The organism is Microcoleus sp. LAD1_D5, assembly GCF_036702115.1.
Classification (GTDB): Bacteria; Cyanobacteriota; Cyanobacteriia; order Cyanobacteriales; family Microcoleaceae; genus Microcoleus.
Window position 1 is genome coordinate 1 of sequence record NZ_JAUBSA010000007.1, and the last position, 21414, is coordinate 21414.

The window sequence follows — 21414 nt, forward strand, 5'->3', positions numbered from 1 at the left end:
TAATTATGGATTGCCTCAATACTCATCAGTCTGAATCTTTGGTTCGCCTTGTAGTTGAATTGGAAGGATTAGAAATTGATTTGGGTGTTAAGGGTAAAAGTGGCATCCTTCAATCAATGCAAACACGAGCAGCCTTTTTAAGTGACCCAACGCATCGAATTGTTTTCCATTACACGCCCAAACACTCATCTTGGCTTAATCAAATTGAAATATGGTTTAGTATCCTTGTCCGTAAGCTGCTCAGACGGGGAACTTTCACGAGTACCAATGAACTAAAAAACCGGATATTAGATTTCATCGACTACTTTAATCGAACTATGGCAAAGCCCTTCAAGTGGACTTATAAGGGTAAAGTATTAGCGGTTTAGTGGGTATTCTATTTTCGCCGAGCTGTACTAGATTGTTGGTACTCGTCAGATATTATTCGTAAAACCCGGCCTTACGAAATAATTACTGATGTCGTTTAACCGCTTCCACGAAAGCAATAACATCCGCTTCCAAAGTATTAAAAGCCGTTACCAGTCTAACAGTACATTTATCCCACCGATAAAATAGAAAACCCTCAGCTAAAACCGATGTAATTACTGATTCTGGAAGTTGCATAAAAATCTCATTTGCTTCAACTGTATGGCAAAACTTTACTCCCTCAACACCTGCCAACCCTTCCGCCAACTTAGCCGCCATATTATTTGCATGAGCCGCATTTTTTAGCCACAAATCATCCGTTAGATACGCTTCCAACTGCGCCGACAAAAACCGCATTTTCGAGAAAAGATGCCCGCTGCGCTTGCGGTAAAAAGGGAAAGTCTGGGCTAATTCTTGATTAAAAAAAACCACAGCTTCCGCACCCATCGCGCCGTTTTTTGTTGCTCCAAACGAGAGAATATCTACACCAGCCCGCCAAGTGACATCCGCCGGAGAACAGCCCAAACTGACAACAGCATTGGCAAAGCGCGCTCCATCCATGTGCAGGTGCAAATTATGAGCGCGAACCACTTCCGAAATGTGGGAAATTTCCGCTGGATTGTAGACTGTGCCGGCTTCGGTTGCTTGAGTGATGCTGACGGCTGCGGGCTGTACGTGATGGACGACACCTGCACCAGCGCGATCGAGTATTTTTCCTAAAGTCTCTGCCTCTATTTTACCATGATTTCCTGTTACTGTAACTAACTTGGCACCGCCTGTAAAAAACTCCGGCGCGCCGCATTCATCTAGATTAATATGAGATTCGCCATGACAGTAAACAGCGCCGTAAGGAGGAGTCACAACCGCAAGGGCTAGCGCATTAGCAGCAGAACCAGTTGCTACCGGAAAAACAGTCACCGATGTCTCGAACAAATCCGAAAATTTCACTTGCAAACGCTGTGTATATTCATCATCTCCGTAAGACATCACAGCACCGCAATTAGCCGCTGCAATCGCCGCCATAATCTCCGGCGAAACCCCGGTTGCATTGTCGCTACAAAAATTCATTAGAATAATTGGTAAATAGAATCTATAATATAACTCAACACTCAACAGTCAAGACTCAAGCATTAAACCAAGAGGAAGAATTATGGCAGAATACCGCCAAATAGAATACCGCATCGGCAAAGACGGCAAAATTACCGAAACCGTCCTCAACGCCACCGGTTCGAGTTGCACCGAAACCACCGCCGGAATTGAAAAAGCCCTCGGAAAAGTAGAATCTCAAGACTTGCTGCCCGAATATTACCAAGGCGAAGAAAATTTGATCGTTGAACAAACGCAGACTTTAAAACAAGTTTAGAAGAGTTAAAGATGTTTGAGATCCTCGGTGCAACAGTTGATGTAACAACACTGCCTGCCTTCAGCTTCGCCCTAGCTATCGGGGGCATTTTTCTAATTGTAATCTACCTTTATGCTGCCTCTGAGGCGGGAGATGCGATCGAGTTTAAGTACGATACAATTCTGCGGGAACGCATGAATCAGCTAGACATTCTCGATTGGCAAGACTTAGGCGAAAAAGCAGGCTTAAGTCGCTTTGCGGTGCGCTTAGTGCGGCAGGGAGACGTGGGAAAACTCACCCTAGACCAACTGAGGCGGCTGGCAACAGTGCTGAATTTGAATTTTCAAGAGTTCGATCGCACTTTGAGCGCGCTGCCAATGTCGGCTACAATCACAACTAATCCCAGCGAAATTGAAGAATTGAGGCAGCAGTGTTTCCGGCTGCGATCAGAATTGCAGCAGCAAAAAGCTCAACTAACTGCCGATTTTCGCCGCGCTACCTTTGAACAGTTGCAAACTTTGTTAACCAACTATCCCGCCGCCCGCAAAATGGCAGAAGCCAAGCCGGATATGCCAGCAAAAAATCTTTCTGCTCTTTTTACTCCCTTAGAAAATCTCTTGTCAAGTTGGGATTTTCAAACAATCGGTTCGGCATGGGAACAAACTGCTTACAATCCGCAGTTGCACCAGCCGGATGTTGAGGATATAACAGAAGGAGAATTAGTTTATATTCGGTTTGTCGGCTATCGCGAGGGAGAGCGAATTCTTGCTCCTGCTAAAGTTAGTCGCACCCTGCCAGCGGGAATGAAAAATTAAATTTTAAATTTTAAATCAACATGACTACAGTTGCCATTGACTTCGGCACCAGCAACACGGTTGTCTGCATTCTCAACCCGGATACGCAAACACCAGAAACTTTGAGATTGGGCGAGATGTCCCGCATTTTTAAAACTAAGAATTTGAGCGGAGATGTTCGAGAAATATCTGTAGTGCCGACTTTAGTGTTTGTGAAAAATGCCGGAGAGTTGGTGTTGGGAGAAAAAGTGCGATCGCAGCGTTTGGGGCAATCCCAGCCAGACCGTTTTTTCAAAGCTTTTAAACGCAATTTAGCTGCGGACTTTCAGCCACCGCCCCGTAATATCGACGGCGAAACCTACACAGCCGAATCAGTAGCAGAACAGTTTATCACAACTATTTGGAAACAATTATATTTACAAAATATACAGCCAGACAAAGTAATTTTTACAGTCCCTGTAGGAGCATTTGAGCGATATCTAGATTGGTTTCGCGACTTAGGAGAAAGTTTGGGAGTGGCGGAAGTTCAGGTAATAGATGAATCCACAGCCGCCGCCCTGGGATATGCAGTAAAACGCCCCGCTTCTCTAGTTTTAGTAGTTGATTTTGGCGGCGGGACTTTAGATTTAAGTTTGGTTCGCACAGCCCCTCCTTCCTCAGTCAAAAATAGCCAATTTAAAAGTCTAAATTTAATGCGTGCCGAAGTGTTGGCAAAATCCGATGCTTATGTAGGTGGCGAAGATATTGACATCTGGATTGTCGAAGATTATTTGCGGCAAATTGGTTCGTCGCGGGCAGAAGTCGGCCCAGTTGGCTGGCAAAATTTATTAGAAATAGCGGAAAAATTAAAAATTCAACTTTCTCAAGTTAATGAGGCTAAGGAAAGCTGGTTTGACGATGAAAATTTTATGTCTTACGACTTGCAGCTAAACCGAGACAAGCTTGAGGAAATTCTGGAATCTAGGCAGTTGTTAGAACAGTTGCGGGAAAGTTTAGATGAAGTGCTGAGTATTGCGCTGGGAAAAGGTATCGGCAAAGCAGATATCGAACAGGTTTTGCTGGTAGGAGGAACTTCTTTAATCCCGGCTGTATCTAATTTAGTGGTTTCGTATTTTGGGCGGCAAAAAGTCCAAAGAGACAAGCCTTTTGAAGCAGTGGCACACGGTGCTTTAGCGTTGACACAATTGGTAAGTGTTGACGATTATTTGCGCCACAGCTATGCAATTCGCCTCTGGGAACCTTACGCTAAAGCTTATGCTTATTCGCCGATATTTAGCAAGGAAATGAAGTATCCCTGTCAAAGTTCCGAAGAGTTGACGCTGCAAGTGGCAATTGAAGGGCAAAGGGAAATTCGGTTAGATATTGGGGAAGTTGCGGAGGTATCACAAGCGGAGGTTATTTTTAACGAAAAAGGGCAAATGACGAGCAGTTGGCTCAACAAACAGACGGATTTTCGCTCTTTGGACAGCCACCACCAGCAGGTTTGTGTGGCGCATTTGAACCCGCCTGGGGTATTGGGAATTGACAGGGTTTCGGTGAGTTTTGAGGTGGATGAGAAGCGGGTTTTGTTGGCGACGGTGCGGGATTTGGTGACTGGTAAGGTGTTGGTGGAAAAAGGGGCGATCGCCAAACTGCAATAATGGTAAAATTTTTAGATAACATTCGGATCTTGAAATCGCTACTACACAAACTCTCGTCCGGATGGTGCGCGGACTGAAAAATATCGATTAAAATCAAATTTATGCCGCCATGAAAAAGCAACAAAATAAATTCAGCCACCTGACGGCAATTGAAAGAATTTCCCTGTCATTTCCAGCAAGATTTTTATTGGATAAAAACTTGCTGCAAGGCAAAGTCTTAGATTTTGGGTGCGGCTTGGGCAGCGATGTTAGATTGTTGCAGCAAAAAGGCTTCGATATTACGGGTTATGACCCTTATTATTTCCCGGAATTCCCCGAAGATAAATTCGACACAATCATTTGTTTTTATGTTTTGAATGTTTTGTTTCCTGAAGAACAAGCTAATGTCCTGATGGAAGTTTCGCACCTTTTGAAACCGGGAGGGAATGCGTATTTTGCGGTGAGAAGGGATATCAAAAAAGAAGGCTTTCGAGAACATTATGTCCACAAAAAACCTACATATCAGTGCATTGTCAAACTTCCATTTAAGTCAAGTCACTTAGATGAGTCTTGCGAAATTTACAAATACGTGCATTACAACCATCAAAGAAATTCAACTAATAACTGCATATTCTGCAATCCGTATAAAAACCTAATTTTGCTAACTGAATCAGCAACAGCTTATGCGATGTTTGACGGTTATCCCGCCAGCAAAGGTCATGTTTTAATCATCCCCAAGCGTCACGTTGCTAATTATTTTGAACTGCCTTTTCGAGAGCAATCGGCTTGCTGGTTTATGGCTAATAAGGTGCAAAAAATGTTAAGTAAAGAGTTTCAGCCTGACGGGTTTAATGTTGGAATAAATATTAATAAACAGGCTGGTCAAAGTCGCACTCACGCGGCTATTCATGTTATCCCCCGTTACAAGGGCGATGCGGCTGGGAATAAAGGCGGAATTAGGTATGTGATTCCGAAGAGTGAAAAATAAAAGTTAGCCAATTGTGAAAGGAATTCTTTTTTACCGCAGAGGCGCAGAGAACACAGAGGAATAGAGAAGAGAGGAATTCATAATTTTTGTAAGGATTGTTATATTTGAGCAAACGGCGAGCAAAATAGAGTTAAAATGTGTTTGCAAGGTCTAAAACTACACATTAGCAGGAATTTGGTGTTCTGTTTATGTCTAAGCGCAAAAAGCAAGAATGGCTCAAGGAAACTCTAGAACTCAAAGAAGACCACAATTGGAAGTCAAAGCCTGGAACTCGAATTTTTGTAGCAGGAAGAGGTGCAGTCCGCTTTGATGTCCCGGAAGATTGGCATTTTGAACCGGATACTAATTCGTTCCGGTTTACGGATAAAAAGCCGCCGGATGATGATTGTCGTTTGGAGGTTTCGTTTAATTTGCTACCACCGGGTAACTGGGCAGATTTTCCGCTGGTGCCGCTATTACAGAAGGTGGTTGAAGATGAGACGCGAAATCCGATCGCTTTTGGGGAAATTATCCAATTGAAGCGGCAAACTGCCCGCGTTGTTTGGACTGAATTTAAGTTTATCGACCCTCCAGAACAGCGGGAAGCTTATTCGCGAATCTGTATTGGATTGGGTTCTAATGTTCAGTGTTTGATTACTTTTGATTACTGGGTTGACGATGCAGAGCGTTTGACTCCTGTCTGGGATACGGTGATGGATTCGTTAGTTCTGGGTTTGTTTATTAGCGACCCTCGAACGGGGTTCGCACGTCCAGACTAGACCGATTTTCTGGGAAACTTTCAACAACTAATTTTGCTAAGTGTTGGATTGGCAAGCCACCGGCCAGTAAATTTAGAACCTACATTAAACTTTACAACCGCTTTGCCATGAAAATATCTGGCTTGCCAATTCCGTTCGCGTCGGGCATCACTCCCACGATCGCAAAACCCATTTTTTGATAAAATTCGTAGGGATGACCGCGCAAATTTCTAATTTTGGCGACGTGTTCCCAAACGTTAGGATAAAGATTGATGCCTGAAAGAGTTGTTTGATTGTCTTCGTCGTCGGTGCCCACCCACAGCACGAGCCCTCCCCGGTTTTTAGCTTCGGCTGCTAAATCAGCTACGAGCGATCGACCAATTCCTTGTCTGCGAAATTCTGTTCCCACTACCAGCGGGTGCAGTTCCCAAACATTCCCGTCATACTGTTTAATCCCACCAATCCATCCCAAAACTTGATGGCTGTCGCCGACAGCAATTCGACTGATGCGATCGGCTTCCAATGATTCTTGCACTTCTTGCAAAGCAGATTTTAGATCGGGCCAAGCATCGGGCCAATTCTCTTTAAAACCTTCCACTATTAATCTAGCTACCTGTTGAATTTTTGGCTCGTCAACCGCACGCAAATCTGTAATTTGTACGTTCATGAATTTACAGACTAAATCAAGGATTACGGACTAATATGCTCACAAACCGGCTTTTATAACCTGGTAAACGGCAAAAACTAAATATTATTCATAGTCTTCAGGCTCCTTATGTTCCAAAGCGAAAAGTTATTATTGGAAAGTTGCGATCGGGCGTTAGCGTTAGCGAAGCGATCCGAAGGAAAGCCCTCGAAGAGGATCGCCAATTCCCCGCAAAATACTAACACAAGTGCCGTACAATTATCCCACCATCCGGCATCAACCAACCTGCTAACCCCATGCTTTGCGATTACCTGGTACAAATCCTCACCGCCCGCGTCTACGATGTTGCTCAAGAAACAGCCCTAGAATGCGCCCCGAATCTATCAGCACGGCTCAACAATAAACTTTTGCTGAAGCGAGAGGATATGCAGTCGGTGTTTTCCTTCAAACTGCGGGGTGCGTACAACAAAATGGCGCAACTGTCGCCGGATTTGCTAGCACAAGGTGTGATTGCAGCTTCTGCCGGCAACCACGCCCAAGGAGTCGCCCTCGCCGCCCGCCACCTGGGAACTCGCGCGATCATAGTCATGCCCGTAACGACGCCGCAGGTGAAGGTAAATGCGGTGATAGCCCGTGGTGGAGAGGTTGTTTTGCATGGGGATGCTTACGATGATGCCTACGCCTTTGCGCGCCAATTAGAGGCCGAAAAAGGTATGACTTTTATTCATCCTTTTGATGACCCGCACGTAATTGCGGGACAGGGTACGATCGGCATGGAAATTCTGCGGCAACATCAAAAACCAATTCACGCGATTTTTGTGGCAATTGGTGGCGGCGGATTGATTTCGGGAATTGGGGCCTATGTCAAGCGGTTGCGGCCGGAAATTAAGATTATTGGCGTCGAACCCATCGATTCCGATGCAATGAATCAATCGCTGAAAGCGGGTAAACGGGTGCGTTTGTCGCAGGTGGGTTTATTTGCTGATGGCGTTGCTGTGCGGGAAGTGGGGGAGGAAACTTTTCGGTTGTGTCAGGAGTATGTGGATGAGATTATTTTGGTGGATACGGATGATGTTTGCGCGGCGATTAAGGATGTTTTTGAAGATACGCGATCGATCTTAGAACCTGCTGGCGCTTTGGCGATCGCAGGTGCGAAAGCTTACGTCGAACGGGAACAAATCGCAGGACAAACATTAATTGCTGTGGCTTGCGGCGCGAACATGAATTTCGATCGGCTGCGTTTTGTAGCAGAAAGAGCCGAGTTTGGCGAACGCCGCGAAGCCATTTTTGCAGTCACAATTCCCGAACAAGCTGGCAGTCTCCGCAAGTTTTGCGAATGTCTGGGAAAGCGCAATTTAACTGAATTTAGCTATCGAATTGCGGATGAGAAAGAGGCACATATTTTTATCGGCGTGCAAATTCAAAACCGTGCCGATGCGGTGAAGATAGCGGAAAGTTTTGAAGATTGTGGCTTCAAGACTTTGGATTTAACTGATGATGAATTAACGAAATTGCACGTGCGGCATATGGTGGGCGGGCGTTCGATGCTGGCCGATCATGAATTGTTTTATCGCTTTGAATTTCCCGAACGTCCGGGTGCGTTGATGAAGTTTGTCGGTTCGATGAGCCCTAACTGGAATATCAGCGTTTTTCACTATCGAAATAACGGCGCAGATTACGGGCGAATTGTGGTGGGAATTCAAGTGCCGCCCGATGAGATGCAGGAATGGCAGGCTTTTTTGGATACGCTGGGCTATCAGTATGGGGATGAGAGTCAAAATCCGGCGTATAAGCTATTTTTAAGATAGTTTGGTTTGTGGTCTTGAAACAAATTAATATTTATGAACGTGTTCAAAAAAATATTGCCGTTTTTTTTGATGATTTTTGCTGTTGCTGTTGTGGCAGCAGTTGCACATTTTGCGATCGAACAAATTTCTAGCCCAGTCAGTTATTTTCAACCTGTGGATACCAGAGATGGTGCAGAGTTGTACAAAAAAGAACTACCCAACGGAAATCACGCTTATTTGCAAGTTATTAACGTCCAAAAAATGCAAATAGACCAGCTAATTGGAGAGGTCGATCGGATGGCTTTTAATAAAGGATTGTATTATCAGGGAGAAAACAAATATTACAGTCCTTTCTTTAAGAGCAAGTTATTCTCTGAAGTTACAGGAGAATACAAAAAACTTTACGGAAATGGTGTTTTTTCCGTGATTAACTGTTCTTTTTTTGAACAATACGAACGCAGCACGCAGCTATCTTTTCCTATCAAATTCAACGGTCAAGTTATTACTGGCGGTAACGGCATCTACGGCCCCGTCAAGAAGCCCAAAGATGGGCAGTATAAAAATGTTCGATTGAAAGCTTTGGTCTGGAATGATCGAGAAGCATATATCACAAATTACGAACCGCAAACCGGAACGCCCTTGAATCAAAAAGAAGTACAAAATGCCGTTGTTACTTACGAATACAAGCACCATCCAGCTAAACTCATATCTAAAAATCCCGCAAATAGGTATCACGTCATCGGTACGCTGGACAAAGATGGTCGCCAGGGTAATGAATTGCTGGCAATTATCACAGTTAATGAAGCGACATTAGATGCAGCAGCTAAGTTAATGCGAGAATTCGGAGTGAAAGGAGATATAGTGACGATCGACGGCGGACTCTCAACTTATCTATTCAATCCTAAAATGGGGGATATTATGTTGCCTCAATCAAATAATATTGCCACTCGGGAACTGCCGCACTATTTAGGATTTAGGAAGAGAAAATCTCAGACAGCTTCACCAAAAATATTGGTCGCTAAACCAGCAGGAAAAGTGGAGGTGGAAGCAAATAAACCTTATTTGATTTTGTGGAGAGACAATATTCAGGATGAGGTCAAGATTGAGCTGTATCAAGAGAATAAGTTGGTTGAAAGGATAGCCAACCGCGCGACTAGCGATGGGGTTTATGAATGGAAACCTAAGATTGCTGTAAAATCAGGGTCTTTGATTCGGATTTCAAGTGTTAAAAATGCCAAGGTGTCTGGGGCTTTGCAGTTGTGATTGTTGTTGGCACAGAAATATCATTGCGATCGCAAATTCCGCACATCCTCTATACTGAGTCCGGTTGTTTGACTGATAGTTGCATCATCCAGGCGATCGAGAAATTGCCGCGTGATCGCAACTAAGATGCGATCGCGCGGCGGTATGATATTCCTGACGTTGAAACGATTTGGTAGTTGCGGGCGATCGCACTTTTGTCTGGTAAGGGCGATCGCACTTCACGCACCACAATTTATTCTGGTTTTATCCAACCTTTAACGATCGCCTTCCCGACATTGACATAAGGATTGTCTAAAAACTCTTCGATCGCAGCTTCACCGCCAGCTTGCAATGCACCAACGACGCGACGCTTGAAACTGGGGGTAGTTTCATCATTAACGTGAGCAATCTTTTCCGCATCAGTAGCGGTGGGATTAGTTACCTCTAACTGTTTGAGAATTTGTTGAAGTTCTGCGGCTGCTTCTGCAAGGGTTTGCTTTTGCTCAGCTAAATGAATGTGTTGGTTGGCTTGCTGTCGTGCGTTATCTGAAACTTTATTGGCTGAGTTGGCGATGTTCGCTCCACGGTAGTCATTATTGAAAGTTTCTGACACTGGTTTACTCTCTGATACGGGTTTATACTCTACATTTCCCTTGACGTTTCCTTGAACTAAGTTGCCCTTAAAACTACTATTATTCATGTCTACAGATTTCCGCTCCATAGCTGATAGCATCCTCCATTGCTAATGTTTACTTTTAGTGTCATGTTCGCTCAATCACCAAAAAGATACGAAGTGCTTCCCCCAACATTTCCCTGTATAAAGTTACCACTCACCTCACTATTACTAATGGATATTTGGTAAGTTGCTTCCTTTTCACTTTCAATGAATTCATAAATTACTCCAATAACTTGCTTGAGACTTTCCTTTTGCTTTGTAGTAAACAGCTTCTGATCACCTGAATTTAGAGTTAGTAATAAACCGTAGTGTTTTGGCTTAGAAACATTCCAAATGGCACCTCCAATTGCGACTAAACCTAACAATCCACCTACTCCGCTGTTCCCCATACCGACTATCGATGAACCCAAAAGAAAAACTATAATAATTCCCCAAGGAATCGTTCCAATATCGACCTCTCCTTCACTAAAACCTGTAATATTGTGAGTCTGGTAAACATTGTATGAGAAACGAACTGTTCTTTTAGTTATGGTAATAACTTTATTTCTCTCTAAAGTAATGCTCTGATTACTTCCCAAGGGGTTTGGTGTTGCCATTCATTATACCTATAAAATTGATGGTTGAGACTATGTGAAGACACCCTTTTCAGCTCAGAGCGCAACTATGCACCTGTCAATAGACACTCTAGTAAGATGCTTGTGTCCGGTTGATCCATGCTAGACCGATCGCACAAAAAATGTAAAGTAAAAAAAGTGGGAAAAAGTGGGAACTTCCTAAAATTCGGATGCGAAGCTCAAAAAGTTGGAAAAAGTTGGAAAAAGTTTGGTATAGTAACCATACCTATCTCACCATCCCACCTATGGACAGTCCTCAGATATTGCAATTTGTCGATGAAGCTGTCTATACCAACACAGGTAAACGTCTAAATAACTTGCAGCGGAGGATTATCGCAGGCATACTGAATCGTCAAAGATATGCTGACGTTGCAGAAACTTATGATTATAGCTCCCAGCACGTTAAAAAGGCTAGTCACGAGCTTTTACAAATGTTATCTGAAGTCTTTGGGGAACAAGTTAAAAAAAGTAATCTTGAATCCGTGCTAGAACGGCATATAAATCAGACTATAACAACTTTGGGTAATAATAATACTTTTAAAGATAGTAACAAAATTAGCTATATTAACAATTGCCCTAATCCCTCCACTCCTACCCCAGATGAAAGTCAGCCGGAAACTCCCGACTTGCAGGAAGAAAGCAAAAATCAAACTCAGATTGAAAAAATAGATAAATTACGGCAGTTTGGCTTGAGCGACGAACAAATTGCAGAAGCGCTAGATATACCTTTAGAGGTGCTTAAGCAGGTGGACTTGGAGGAGTAAATCTCTGCTATTTGCGATCGCAATGTCATGGTTCTTGTTCCTCAAATAGAGACGGGATATCTCGGCGACCGCTGACTACACGAAGAATCTCAATCCCATCATCCAAAAGTTGGTAGAAAATGATGTAGCCATCCAAAGGCAGACCTCGCAAGTTTGGACGTATTTCTATATAACTTCTGCCTAAATTAGGAAAGTTGACTAATTGCTGGCAACGACGCGCAAAATCTTGAAAAAAGCGCTCACCGGCTTCGATGTTGTTGGTAGTGAAATAATAATCAGTAATTTCGTTGAGGTCAAGGCTTGCCAGAACGTTGATGAGATAACGTTTCATTGTTGAGTCTCGCGCGCTTGCCGGAAACGATCCAAAATCCCTGTGACGAAGGTTTCGCCATCAATCGGCGGAGTATGTTCGGACATGGCAACAGCAGCATCTATCTTAACTCGTACACAATCGATCCATTCGCCATCGGCGCGATCGTACTCATCTAACAATCGCAAAGCAACTTCCAGCACTTCTTCGGCCGAACCATATTTACCAGTTTGCAGTTTAGTTTGGATGAATATCTCTTGGGTTTTCGTCAGAGTAATGCTCATAGTATTGATTTACTCGTTTGCTTTAATTATATCGCATCAGTCCTAGAAACCAGCGATCGCCAAAATCTGGATTTCGGGCTCGATACCACTGATAAGCTCGATCGATCTGAGATTGGCCGATCGCAGCTTCATCTTTCCACTTATCCTACAACTAGCAATTCATTAAACTTATTTTTAAAATCTGACGATACCGTCAACGGCTTGTCAACCTCAGCTTCGTAGAGTTTCCAGACATATCCCAAACTGAACGATCGAAAAGCTGGAGGCGAACCAATCGCTTGCCAAATATTATCAAATTGTTCCCATGAAATAGGGGAGAAAATCTCAGACTCAGACGCACCCTACAACACAAACTAGAATCATCGCGCAAACTCATAGGCCAGATTCGTGATGCGGCCGCGCCAGTAGGGCAATAGTGAGCCATCAGGCAGTTGCCACGCCACCTCACCGGAGAGCGGAATCCGCATACCCTGTCGCAATTCGTACTCCCAGAAACGGCCTTGCCAGGGCGCCAACACCAGCCCACCGTTAACTGTACGGGGGCGGGCCTCGGCGCGGATACTGGCGATTAGCCCTGCTTCATCAAAGCGGAAATCCAGGGAAACAGAGGTGTCGCCATCCTGTAGCGTTGCTCTGGCCCAAGAATTGTCGATCGCCTCCCAGTGAACACCCTGACTCGGCAGCAGTCTCGTCGGATACCAAGCCGCCTCCGCGAAAAAGCGCATCAGTTCCCCTTTGGCAATTTCTGGAGTGCCGCGGATATCCGCCAGAGTCACCAGGCCCAACAGCGCCGCATGGAGGATGCCTTCGCCAGAAATGTAGGCATCATGAACAAACGCATTGATACCGGGCATCATGGCAATTTGCCCCTCCCAGTCAAAGCCAGGGCGCTGAGTAATTACCAATTGAGTTGAGGTGAAGGCGCTCCATTTTTCTGCGGTTTCGCTCATGTTAAACGTGCCTTCGTGGGAAACCCGCGCTGCTGCAATTAGCGGTTGTCCATCCTTCAGCACCGCGCGAAAGTAGCGCTGCACGGGCTGGGGTAAATCGGCGATTTCCCGCGCATCAAATGTGAGAAGTTTAATCGGCAAGCGTGCAGCTTCCAGATTGGCTCGCAGTTCCTTGGTACCGAGATGCCAGCGGTATGCTCCAAGGGCGATCGCGCCAACAATGCCAACTACAAGCGCCAGGATAATTAGTACGATCGCCGATCGCCACATGGTGATTCCTCTTGATACCTAAAAACGAGTTAATCAAGGGCGAGTCTTAAACCCATCGACCCACTACAACTCTCACCGTTCCATCTGCCAAAGTTTCCTCTTCTTCAACATGAAAACCCTCTGACTGCACCGCCGCCATCAAACTTTTGCGCGCGTATTTTTGACTAATTGAATTGACAAATTCCTGCTGATTAATTCGAGCGCCCCAAAAATCCGCCACCAATTCATAATCCTCTCCGCTGCGGCGAAAACCCAAATCGTAACCGTTGGATTGCCGAATCACGTACTCGGCATTAGTTTTGTCACCCCGATAACCCCGTACCTGCACATTGGATTCTACTTGATAACCCAGCTCTTCCAACACTTGATGCAGCAGTTCGCCGTTCTTGATCTGAACCTTGATAGTTGTGAAGTGTGACATATCACTTTCGGATTTTTGTGTAAAACGCTGATTTGATTATAATACTATAAACGGCAACAGTCAATAAGTTAGAAGTTGCGCTCTTAAACGAGGTTTGATCGTCACCGAAAGCAGCCAGGGTACAGGCCCCCGGATTCATCTGTGCAGAAATTAACAACATAGTATCCGATAACAATTCCCCCGATTTGTCCGTGAGTTCGCTTTCTTCAATCCTCCAATTATTCAATCTAAAATCTAAAATCTAAAATCTAAAATCGTATGATGGCCGACAATTCTAACCAACCCAGAGAATATGATGCCGTCCTCGGCGGTCAAAGTCAAATCCCGATCGCCGGCGCTGTTTTGGGAGGCATTGCCGGAGTCAAGCAGCGCATCAACAGTTCTAGTATCGAGTCGCGGATTGCCGCTGTTAAAGATGCTCCTAAATACGGAGGCGCGGGTTTAAATTTAGCAATTGAGGCGCTAGTTGACCCCGCACCAGAAGTGCAGCGAGTTGCTTATTTAATTTTGCGCCCAAGAACAGAGCCTCTAGTCCGCCAAGCTTTAAAACAATTCATCCCTTACAAGCTTTTTGACTGCATCCGCACTGTCAAAACTGGGACAAACGTTGCGATTAGTCCCGGAGGATCTCGCACGGCTAGTTTGCACGGGAAAATAATTAGAATTTGCGATGTAGAGACAGGAGAAATACTCTATACTGTTGACAAGTATCCCCGCGCTCAAGAAACTTTTGTACTTTGCCAAGAAAGCGAAGTTTTTGTAAGGAGCAGAAATACTCCGAAACATCGTGCGATCGAAATTTGGCATGAAGGAGAATTGCGGCATACTTCTCTCGGACATGAAGCGGAAATTACCGCAATTGTCATCAGTCCTGACACTCAAGTTATCGCCAGCGGTTCGGCAGATACTACTATCAAAATTTGGAATTTAGAGACGGGAAAGTTAATCTGTACTTTTGGCAGTCTTTTAACTTGGGGCGCTCATAAAGCAGGAATTGTTAGTCTTGCTTTTAGCCCGATCGCACAAACTCTCGCTAGCAGCAGTTCTGACGGTACAATTAAGCTGTGGAACCTCCGCAACAGAGAATGCTCCCAAACAATTAAAGGTTATGCGAATTGTCTGGCTTTCAGTCCAGACGGGCAGACGCTGGCTACTGGCGGCTGGGACAGAAATATTCAACTGCGACAGCTATCGAATCCAGATAGTTCAATCACATTGGCAGGGCATTTTAACTCGATAAATGCGATCGCCTTTAGTCCCGACGGATTCACTGTTGTCAGTGCTAGTGCGGATTGTAATATCAAATTTTGGAATGCCAGTAGCGGCGAACATATTCACACTCTTAGCGGACATCAAAACTCTGTTACTTGTCTTACTTTTAGCAGCGATGGTGAAACTATTATTAGTGGTAGCTTAGACAAAACTGTCAAAATTTGGGGAGTTAATTGAAGAAAGAAGGAAGTTCGGCAACGGATTTTGTAACGGATGTAACGGATGGAACAAAGAGGGAAGAGGGAAGAAGGAAGAAGGCAGAAGGAAGAAGGAAGAGGCTATCCGCATGGGGAAAGTGCAATTAAACGCGTCCTAACCGTCGGGCGGGGTGGCTATATTTCAATTTTCCCGATTGCCGATGCCTCAGTGGGTGAATCTACGCAAACAAATATAATAAATTTACAATTCGAGTTCTTGTGCAAGCCGAGGATTGCGGAACTTGTTTTTGTCCTACTACAAATACTTACAGTACAAATACCGATTTGTAGCCATTATTTAGCTTATCATCAATTTGTGAACGGTAGCCATAAAACCCGATCTATCTGCAATTTCTGAAGCCTTTAAACTAGCTTTAAACTATCGCATCTTGCGCGAATGAGTATTCTTACTAACTGTAATATTTCACTTAAAAAGTTTATGCTTAAAAGATAGGCTGGCATTAAATATACAGTCCATCCCAGAGTAACCATGTCACACTGCAACCAATCCATCTGTCGTTCCCGCCATTTCGCAGAGATGTGCGATAGTGCTGCCAGTTGGCAGCAAAAAGCCGATCGACTAACGGTAGAATTAAAGAGCACCCAGGATCTGCTTCACGCAGAAATCGATCGGCTCAAACAAGCCAACGAAACCTTGCATGTCGCCATCAGTTGTGCCCCGATTTTGCTGTGGGCAACAGATAAAAAGGGCAAGTTAACCGTTGCAGCAGGCAAAGGATTAGAAAATTTGGGACTGAAACCAGGTGGAACTACTGTCGGGCTGTCGATTTTTGAACTTTACAGCAGCCAGGCAGATATGTTAGAAAATATTGCCGAGGTACTAGCAGGAAACGATCGTACTTGGAACGTCCGAGAGAGGCATTTTATTCACGAAATTCGATCGGCAGCGCTGCGAGATGCAAACGGCGAAGTTGTCGGCGCAGTTGGTGTTTCTACTGACATTACCGAACGCGAGCGAGCGACGGCAACTCTGGAAACGGCAAATCAAGAATTAGAATACAAACTTCAGCAGGAGACGGCACTGTTGAATATAGCACTTGCCGAAAGCGAAAAAAAGTACCGCAACCTCGTAGAAACCTCCCAAGAATTGATTTGGTCGATCGATATTGAAGGCCTCTTGACTTTTGTCAATTCCGCCGCCAAACGCATCTATGGTTACGAACCGCCAGAAATGATCGGACGCCGCTTCACCGATTTTTTAGTTCCCGATCAAGAAAGTAGACCAAGAGAAATATTTGCCAAACTTTTAGCAAGAACCAGAATTCAGCCACAAACGGCTAATTCTCCTTACGAAACAGTACACATTCGTAAAGACGGTAGTCCCGTCCACCTGCGCGTCAACAGCATCGTCAACCAAGCTGAAAACGGCGCTATTTTAGGCTTGTGCGGAACGGCGACAGATATTAGCGATCGCAAGCGATCGGAAGAAGCACTCCAAGAAGCTACAGACCAACTTCGCGCCGTTTTGGATGCCGTACCGGGACTGATTTCTTGGATCAGTTCAGATTTGCGGTATATTGGAGTCAACCAGCACTTAGCAACCTCATTCAACTTGTCTCCTGAAAGCTTTGTCGGTCAAGAAATAAACTTTCTCGAAAAAGGCTCGACTTTTGGAGAACTGAGCAGAAATTTTTTTGACAGTTCATCTCAGCAAACCTGGCAAGAAATAGACATTAAAATTAACGGTTTCGTCCGCAACTATTTGATAGTAGCTCATAAATATCATCATGGAACCGCAGCAGTTTTCGTAGGAATAGACATTACCGACCGCAAGCGTGCAGAAGCTCTAAAAAATCAATTAATCTGCTCGCTGCAAGAATCAGAACACAAATTTCGTAGCCTTTATGAAGCCACCAGCGACGCAGTAATGTTGCTTGACGAAAAGGAGTTTTTTGACTGCAACCCCGCCACCTTAAAAATATTTGGCTGTAGCAACAAAAAAGAATTTTACGGCAAGCATCCGAGGGAGTTTTCCCCGCCATTTCAGCCTAACGGACAAGACTCATCCAGTCTAGCTATACAGAGAATATCGACAGCAATGCAAACAGGTAGCTGTCGATTTGACTGGGTACACAAACGACTCGACGGTTCAGAATTTTCCGCAGAAGTTCTGTTAAACGCAATGGAAATTAACGGACAAAAATTTCTCCAAGCAGTAGTACGCGATATTACAGATCGCAAACGCGATGAGGATCAAATCAAAGCCTCTCTCGCCGAAAAAGAAGTTCTTCTCCAAGAAATTCACCACCGCGTCAAAAACAACCTCCAAGTTATTTCCAGTTTGCTCAAACTTCAGTCCCGCTACATCCAAGACAGCCACGTTAGTGAAATGTTAAAAGAAAGTCAAAACCGAGTCAGATCAATGGCCCTGGTTCACGAACAATTGTATCAATCCAAAGACTTGTCAAACATTGACTTTGCTGAATACATCCAAAATCTCGCCCACAATTTATTCCAAGCTTATGAAAATCATGCAGAAGGCGTCAACTTGCAAACAAATATTGCGCCGTGTTCTCTTAATATTGATACGGCAGTTCCTTGCGGGTTAATTATCAACGAGCTTGTGACAAATGCCCTCAAATATGCCTTTAAAGGACAAGTTAAAGGTAAAATCAACATAGATTTCACTTTAGATAATAACAGAGTTTGCGTGCTAACCGTGAGCGACAGCGGAATTGGTTTTCCTCAAGACTTAGATTATCGCAAAGCCCGAACGTTGGGTTTGCGACTGGTTGGGTCTTTAGTCAAGCAAATCCGGGGGGGAATAGACCTGTTAGAAACTGCTGGCACAACTTTTAGAATAACCTTTTGTCAACCTAAATTGCAGCCGGAGGAAAAAATTAGTGTCCAACAAAAAAATTCTGATAGTTGAAGACGAAAGCATCATTGCGGAAGACATTTCCGACTGTTTGATCTCTCTAGGATATAGAATAACTGGGATGGTCTATTCGGGAGAAGAAGCGATTGAATCGGCAGCAAACTTGCGCCCGGATTTAGTTTTAATGGATGTTAACCTGCAAGGAGAAATCGACGGCATTACAGCAGCAGAAGAAATTCGCTTGCGATTTCAAATTCCGGTAGTTTATCTGACAGCTTATGCCGATGAAACTACTTTGCGACGAGTCAATAGTACAAAACCGTTCGGCTATATTGTCAAGCCATTTGAAGAAAAAAACTTGCACACAACTATTCAACTGGCACTCTACCGACATCAGTATGACAGCTTAACAAATCTGCCGAATCGTTCGTTTTTGCGAGAAAAGTTAAGTCGAGTATTAGATAGTCAAAAAGAATTGTCAGTCGTCGTTCCAGTTGTCACGCTTAGCTTAGATAAAATCAACCGCATTAACAGTACCTGGGGACACGATATCGGCGACTCAGTGCTTTGCACCATCGCCCAGCGCCTAACTAACTGCATGGAAAACATTGAGATTGTTGCTCGTTTGGAAGCAGCACAATTCGCGCTAATTCTTAAACCAGTTGCAGAAAAACAGGATGTAGCTAAGATGGCTCAAAACATTTTAGATATTGTATCCCAAAGTATAATTGTCAAAGATTGCGAAGTCTATGTCACTGCTAGTATGGGAATATGCTTGTATCCCGGAGACGGCACCGACGGAGATGAAATGCTGAAAAATGCTTATATAGCAATGTATCAATCTCAGCAGAAAGGCGGTAATAGTTTTCATTTTTATACGGCAAAAAATGCTAAAGTTTTTATTAATACACTTCTTCAAGAAACTTCACTGCGCCATGCTTTAAAAAGCTCAGAGTTTGAAATCTACTATCAGCCGCAAATAGAAATTAAAACAGGTAAAATGATTGGTGCTGAAGCTTTGGTGCGCTGGAATCATCCAGAACGGGGGCGAGTTTCTCCGGGAGAATTTATTCCAATGGCTGAAGAAATGGGCTTGATTGCACCGTTGGGCGAATGGGTATTAGAGACTGTTTGCAGGCAAAATCAAGCATGGAAAAGAGCAGGTTTGCCACCCCTGCGAGTGGCAGTTAATGTGTCAGCCCGTCAATTCGAGCGCAAAAATTTCACGGAAAGAGTGAGGGATATATTAACAGAAACTAATCTCGATCCCAAGTGCTTGGAATTAGAACTGACGGAAAGTCTTGTTTTGCAAGACGAAATTGCAGCAGCTAAAGCTTTTACGGTGTGGAAAGAGCAGGGGATTAGGATTGCAATTGATGATTTTGGAATGGGATATTCTTCTTTGAGTTATCCCAAACGCTTTCCGTTTGATGCGATCAAAATTGACAAGAGTTTTATTCGGGATATTGCAGACGATCGCCAAAATGCAGCGATAACAATAGCGATTATTCAAATGGCACACTGCATGAATATGACGGTGGTGGCTGAGGGGGTAGAAAATAAGCAAGAACTTGATTTTTTGTGCGAGTACGAATGCGACGAAATTCAAGGCTATCTTTTCAGTCAGGCTTTGCCAAGGGCTGAGTTTGAAGCGCTGCTCAAAAGTGATAAGTGCTGGAATTTAGATCAATTCCGGTTGCAATCCTCATGATTGTTGACTGTTGACTGTTTACTGTTGACAACTGACAACTGATAACTGCCCACTGACAACTGCCCACTGCCCACTGACTAATTTAAAAGATACGATCGCCCAACCAACTTCCCAGCCACAGCCCGAAACCGGAAGTAACCACCAACAGGGTAAACGTGTAAAGCCCGCTGGTAATGTGGATCAACCTTTCTGCGGTTACCATGCGCGCCACAACTCCAGCAATAATCCCGATCGCAGCCCAAGCCCCATAAACACTCTTAGACCCGGCGATAGCTAAGGCTTGGACGATCGCCTCCAAACTCGCCCCAGCCAAAGCCCCCGCCCACGCCCCAATCCCCAGCCCGATCGCACCAGAGAGCCCGACGGGGCCGCGAGAATGCACACCTACTTCCGTCGCCAACCCGCACGTCAAGCCGACAATCGCCCAACACACGGCCGCCACCAGCGCCTTAACCCAATTCCCAGAACCCGTTCCAGCCATCAATCCCACCACTGTCACCACTCCCCCTACAGCCAACACAGCAGCCACGGCCCGATACTGGGCCTCGGAACTGGCGATCGCCCCCAAACCAGCCCCAACAGCGCCCCAAGCAGCCCCTGTGACCATTCCTCCCGCCTGAAAACCGGCGATCGACCCCCCCACCGCCCCAGCCAAAACTAACGCCGCCAGCCACACTCTAGGCATTGCTGAACCCTCCGCCAGCAACATCGCGGCCCACAGCCAATCTGCACCGCAGATTAAAACCCACATCCACAGCGGGGCGGCTGATACAGTCAAAATCCAACCGGTCAAGGCGTAACTCGCCACGGCGATTGCCAGCGGCCACCAAGGGAAGCTTGAATAGTGTTGAGAGGGCCGCACTTCCCTCGGCGCGCTTCGTGGTTTTGAGTATTGAGTTGAAAATTCTTTTTTCTTTTTCGAGATAAGCTTTGGATAGTGTTGAGATCGCAGTGCTTGCCTCGCCACGCTTCGCCCAGGTTGCTTTCTGCCCCGCCACGCTTGACGATTGTGAGTGGTAAATCGTTTTTTGCTTGAAGAGTTTTTTTGAGTGAGAAATTTTTTGGAGGTGGCTTTTGGGCGGGTTTGACTGCGCTGGGAACCAGGCCTAGCGGCAGATTTTCGAGAAGGCCTTCTCAGCGGCTTTTCCGGCGCGGGGGGCGGTGGCTGCTGAAACTGTTGTTCGATCGACCTCGATTCAGGCTGACTCAGAAACGACAGCAACTGCTGGTAAGCTTGATTAATTTCTGTTAATCGTTGTTGAGCTTTTTGTTGCAGGCGGTCGTTGTTGGCAAACCGATCGGGATGCCACACAAACGCTAAATCCCTGTAAGCGCGCTTAATTTCTTCTAAGGAAGTTCCCGGCTCAATTTCGAGGATTTCGTAGCATCGATTAATGTCAGCCATAGGCTTCGGGCAGGTGTTTGTAAATTCGCGTGAAGCGAAGCTATCCCGTAGGGAATCGTACTTAACATCTTCTACTATTCTCAGCCAAGCTGCACAGTAAGCCGAGATCCGATCAAGTGTCAAGCGTCCTCAAGTCTGCGG

General features: G+C 45.0%; 22 protein-coding genes. 13 read left to right on the top strand and 9 right to left on the bottom strand.

What is annotated here, in order from left to right; translation table 11 throughout:
• The coding region (locus tag QUA70_RS05140; RefSeq protein ID WP_333410327.1) for a transposase at nucleotides 1–368 on the top strand (368 nt) is incomplete at its 5' end.
• An 82-nt stretch (nucleotides 369–450) separates the two neighbouring features.
• Here the strand turns inward: QUA70_RS05140 and QUA70_RS05145 are convergent.
• Nucleotides 451–1473 carry a low specificity L-threonine aldolase gene (locus tag QUA70_RS05145; protein WP_333345517.1) on the bottom strand — a complete coding sequence of 341 codons (1023 nt, stop codon included), beginning with the start codon at nucleotides 1471–1473 and terminating at the stop codon, nucleotides 451–453.
• 82 nt (nucleotides 1474–1555) lie between these two features.
• On the opposite strand from QUA70_RS05145, the gene QUA70_RS05150 reads away from it, so the two are divergent.
• From QUA70_RS05150 to QUA70_RS05170, 5 genes are all read left to right on the top strand, one after another.
• The gene (locus QUA70_RS05150; RefSeq protein ID WP_333216593.1) at nucleotides 1556–1768 is read left to right on the top strand and encodes a DUF2997 domain-containing protein; all 213 of its coding nucleotides are present in this window, start codon (nucleotides 1556–1558) and stop codon (nucleotides 1766–1768) included.
• A gap of 11 nt (nucleotides 1769–1779) precedes the next feature.
• Complete coding sequence (locus tag QUA70_RS05155) at nucleotides 1780–2562, top strand: XRE family transcriptional regulator (RefSeq protein ID WP_333345515.1); 783 nt, start codon at nucleotides 1780–1782, stop codon at nucleotides 2560–2562.
• Between the two features lie 20 nt (nucleotides 2563–2582).
• Nucleotides 2583–4181 (top strand): Hsp70 family protein, encoded by a 1599-nt coding sequence (locus QUA70_RS05160; protein WP_333325691.1) that lies wholly within the window; start codon nucleotides 2583–2585, stop codon nucleotides 4179–4181.
• Between the two features lie 109 nt (nucleotides 4182–4290).
• Nucleotides 4291–5148 (top strand): bifunctional class I SAM-dependent methyltransferase/HIT family protein, encoded by an 858-nt coding sequence (locus QUA70_RS05165; RefSeq protein ID WP_333345513.1) that lies wholly within the window; start codon nucleotides 4291–4293, stop codon nucleotides 5146–5148.
• Between the two features lie 188 nt (nucleotides 5149–5336).
• On the top strand, nucleotides 5337–5906 hold the full coding sequence (locus QUA70_RS05170; RefSeq protein WP_333345511.1) for a hypothetical protein: 570 nt from the start codon (nucleotides 5337–5339) through the stop codon (nucleotides 5904–5906).
• A gap of 91 nt (nucleotides 5907–5997) precedes the next feature.
• On the opposite strand, the gene QUA70_RS05175 is transcribed toward QUA70_RS05170, so the two are convergent.
• Nucleotides 5998–6552 carry a GNAT family N-acetyltransferase gene (locus tag QUA70_RS05175; RefSeq protein ID WP_333345509.1) on the bottom strand — a complete coding sequence of 185 codons (555 nt, stop codon included), beginning with the start codon at nucleotides 6550–6552 and terminating at the stop codon, nucleotides 5998–6000.
• Nucleotides 6553–6806: 254 nt separating this feature from the next.
• On the opposite strand from QUA70_RS05175, the gene ilvA reads away from it, so the two are divergent.
• Genes ilvA through QUA70_RS05190 form a run of 3 tightly spaced genes read left to right on the top strand, consistent with a single transcriptional unit; the run spans nucleotide 6807 to nucleotide 9706 of the window.
• The gene (ilvA, locus tag QUA70_RS05180; protein ID WP_333326011.1) at nucleotides 6807–8339 is read left to right on the top strand and encodes a threonine ammonia-lyase, biosynthetic; all 1533 of its coding nucleotides are present in this window, start codon (nucleotides 6807–6809) and stop codon (nucleotides 8337–8339) included.
• A 33-nt stretch (nucleotides 8340–8372) separates the two neighbouring features.
• Nucleotides 8373–9581: a hypothetical protein gene (locus tag QUA70_RS05185; protein ID WP_333345507.1), complete on the top strand. Its 1209-nt coding sequence runs from the start codon at nucleotides 8373–8375 to the stop codon at nucleotides 9579–9581.
• Nucleotides 9578–9706 (top strand): hypothetical protein, encoded by a 129-nt coding sequence (locus QUA70_RS05190; RefSeq protein WP_333345506.1) that lies wholly within the window; start codon nucleotides 9578–9580, stop codon nucleotides 9704–9706. Before QUA70_RS05185 ends, QUA70_RS05190 begins: the two co-directional genes overlap by 4 nt.
• 107 nt (nucleotides 9707–9813) lie before the next feature.
• On the opposite strand, the gene QUA70_RS05195 is transcribed toward QUA70_RS05190, so the two are convergent.
• Both QUA70_RS05195 and QUA70_RS05200 read right to left on the bottom strand, forming a co-directional pair.
• Complete coding sequence (locus QUA70_RS05195) at nucleotides 9814–10293, bottom strand: hypothetical protein (RefSeq protein WP_333410329.1); 480 nt, start codon at nucleotides 10291–10293, stop codon at nucleotides 9814–9816.
• Between the two features lie 38 nt (nucleotides 10294–10331).
• On the bottom strand, nucleotides 10332–10832 hold the full coding sequence (locus tag QUA70_RS05200) for a DUF6232 family protein (RefSeq protein WP_333345502.1): 501 nt from the start codon (nucleotides 10830–10832) through the stop codon (nucleotides 10332–10334).
• A gap of 263 nt (nucleotides 10833–11095) precedes the next feature.
• Here QUA70_RS05200 and QUA70_RS05205 point away from each other — a divergent pair, with 263 nt between their 5' ends.
• Nucleotides 11096–11614, top strand: a complete 519-nt coding sequence (locus QUA70_RS05205) for a hypothetical protein (RefSeq protein ID WP_333345524.1) — start codon at nucleotides 11096–11098, stop codon at nucleotides 11612–11614.
• A 25-nt stretch (nucleotides 11615–11639) separates the two neighbouring features.
• Here QUA70_RS05205 and QUA70_RS05210 read toward each other — a convergent pair whose 3' ends face one another.
• The 4 genes from QUA70_RS05210 to QUA70_RS05225 all read right to left on the bottom strand — a co-directional run bounded on the left by QUA70_RS05210 (nucleotide 11640) and on the right by QUA70_RS05225 (nucleotide 13849).
• Nucleotides 11640–11945, bottom strand: a complete 306-nt coding sequence (locus QUA70_RS05210; protein WP_333325715.1) for a type II toxin-antitoxin system RelE/ParE family toxin — start codon at nucleotides 11943–11945, stop codon at nucleotides 11640–11642.
• On the bottom strand, nucleotides 11942–12208 hold the full coding sequence (locus QUA70_RS05215) for a type II toxin-antitoxin system ParD family antitoxin (RefSeq protein ID WP_333345500.1): 267 nt from the start codon (nucleotides 12206–12208) through the stop codon (nucleotides 11942–11944). The genes QUA70_RS05210 and QUA70_RS05215 overlap by 4 nt, the downstream gene beginning before the upstream one ends.
• Before the next feature lie 359 nt (nucleotides 12209–12567).
• Nucleotides 12568–13428 carry a DUF6920 family protein gene (locus QUA70_RS05220; protein ID WP_333345498.1) on the bottom strand — a complete coding sequence of 287 codons (861 nt, stop codon included), beginning with the start codon at nucleotides 13426–13428 and terminating at the stop codon, nucleotides 12568–12570.
• Between the two features lie 46 nt (nucleotides 13429–13474).
• Nucleotides 13475–13849, bottom strand: a complete 375-nt coding sequence (locus QUA70_RS05225; protein ID WP_333131495.1) for a DUF1257 domain-containing protein — start codon at nucleotides 13847–13849, stop codon at nucleotides 13475–13477.
• Between the two features lie 258 nt (nucleotides 13850–14107).
• Between QUA70_RS05225 and QUA70_RS05230 the strand changes: the two genes are divergently transcribed.
• The 3 genes from QUA70_RS05230 (at nucleotide 14108) to QUA70_RS05240 (ending at nucleotide 19868) form a co-directional block, all read left to right on the top strand.
• The gene (locus QUA70_RS05230) at nucleotides 14108–15298 is read left to right on the top strand and encodes a WD40 repeat domain-containing protein (protein ID WP_333345496.1); all 1191 of its coding nucleotides are present in this window, start codon (nucleotides 14108–14110) and stop codon (nucleotides 15296–15298) included.
• Between the two features lie 510 nt (nucleotides 15299–15808).
• On the top strand, nucleotides 15809–18211 hold the full coding sequence (locus QUA70_RS05235) for a PAS domain S-box protein (protein ID WP_333345494.1): 2403 nt from the start codon (nucleotides 15809–15811) through the stop codon (nucleotides 18209–18211).
• A complete protein-coding gene (locus QUA70_RS05240) occupies nucleotides 18183–19868 on the top strand; it encodes an EAL domain-containing protein (protein ID WP_333345492.1) in 1686 nt (561 codons plus the stop codon). The genes QUA70_RS05235 and QUA70_RS05240 overlap by 29 nt, the downstream gene beginning before the upstream one ends.
• Before the next feature lie 82 nt (nucleotides 19869–19950).
• Here the strand turns inward: QUA70_RS05240 and QUA70_RS05245 are convergent, their stop codons facing one another.
• On the bottom strand, nucleotides 19951–21273 hold the full coding sequence (locus tag QUA70_RS05245) for a J domain-containing protein (RefSeq protein ID WP_333345490.1): 1323 nt from the start codon (nucleotides 21271–21273) through the stop codon (nucleotides 19951–19953).
• Nucleotides 21274–21414 lie beyond the last annotated feature (141 nt).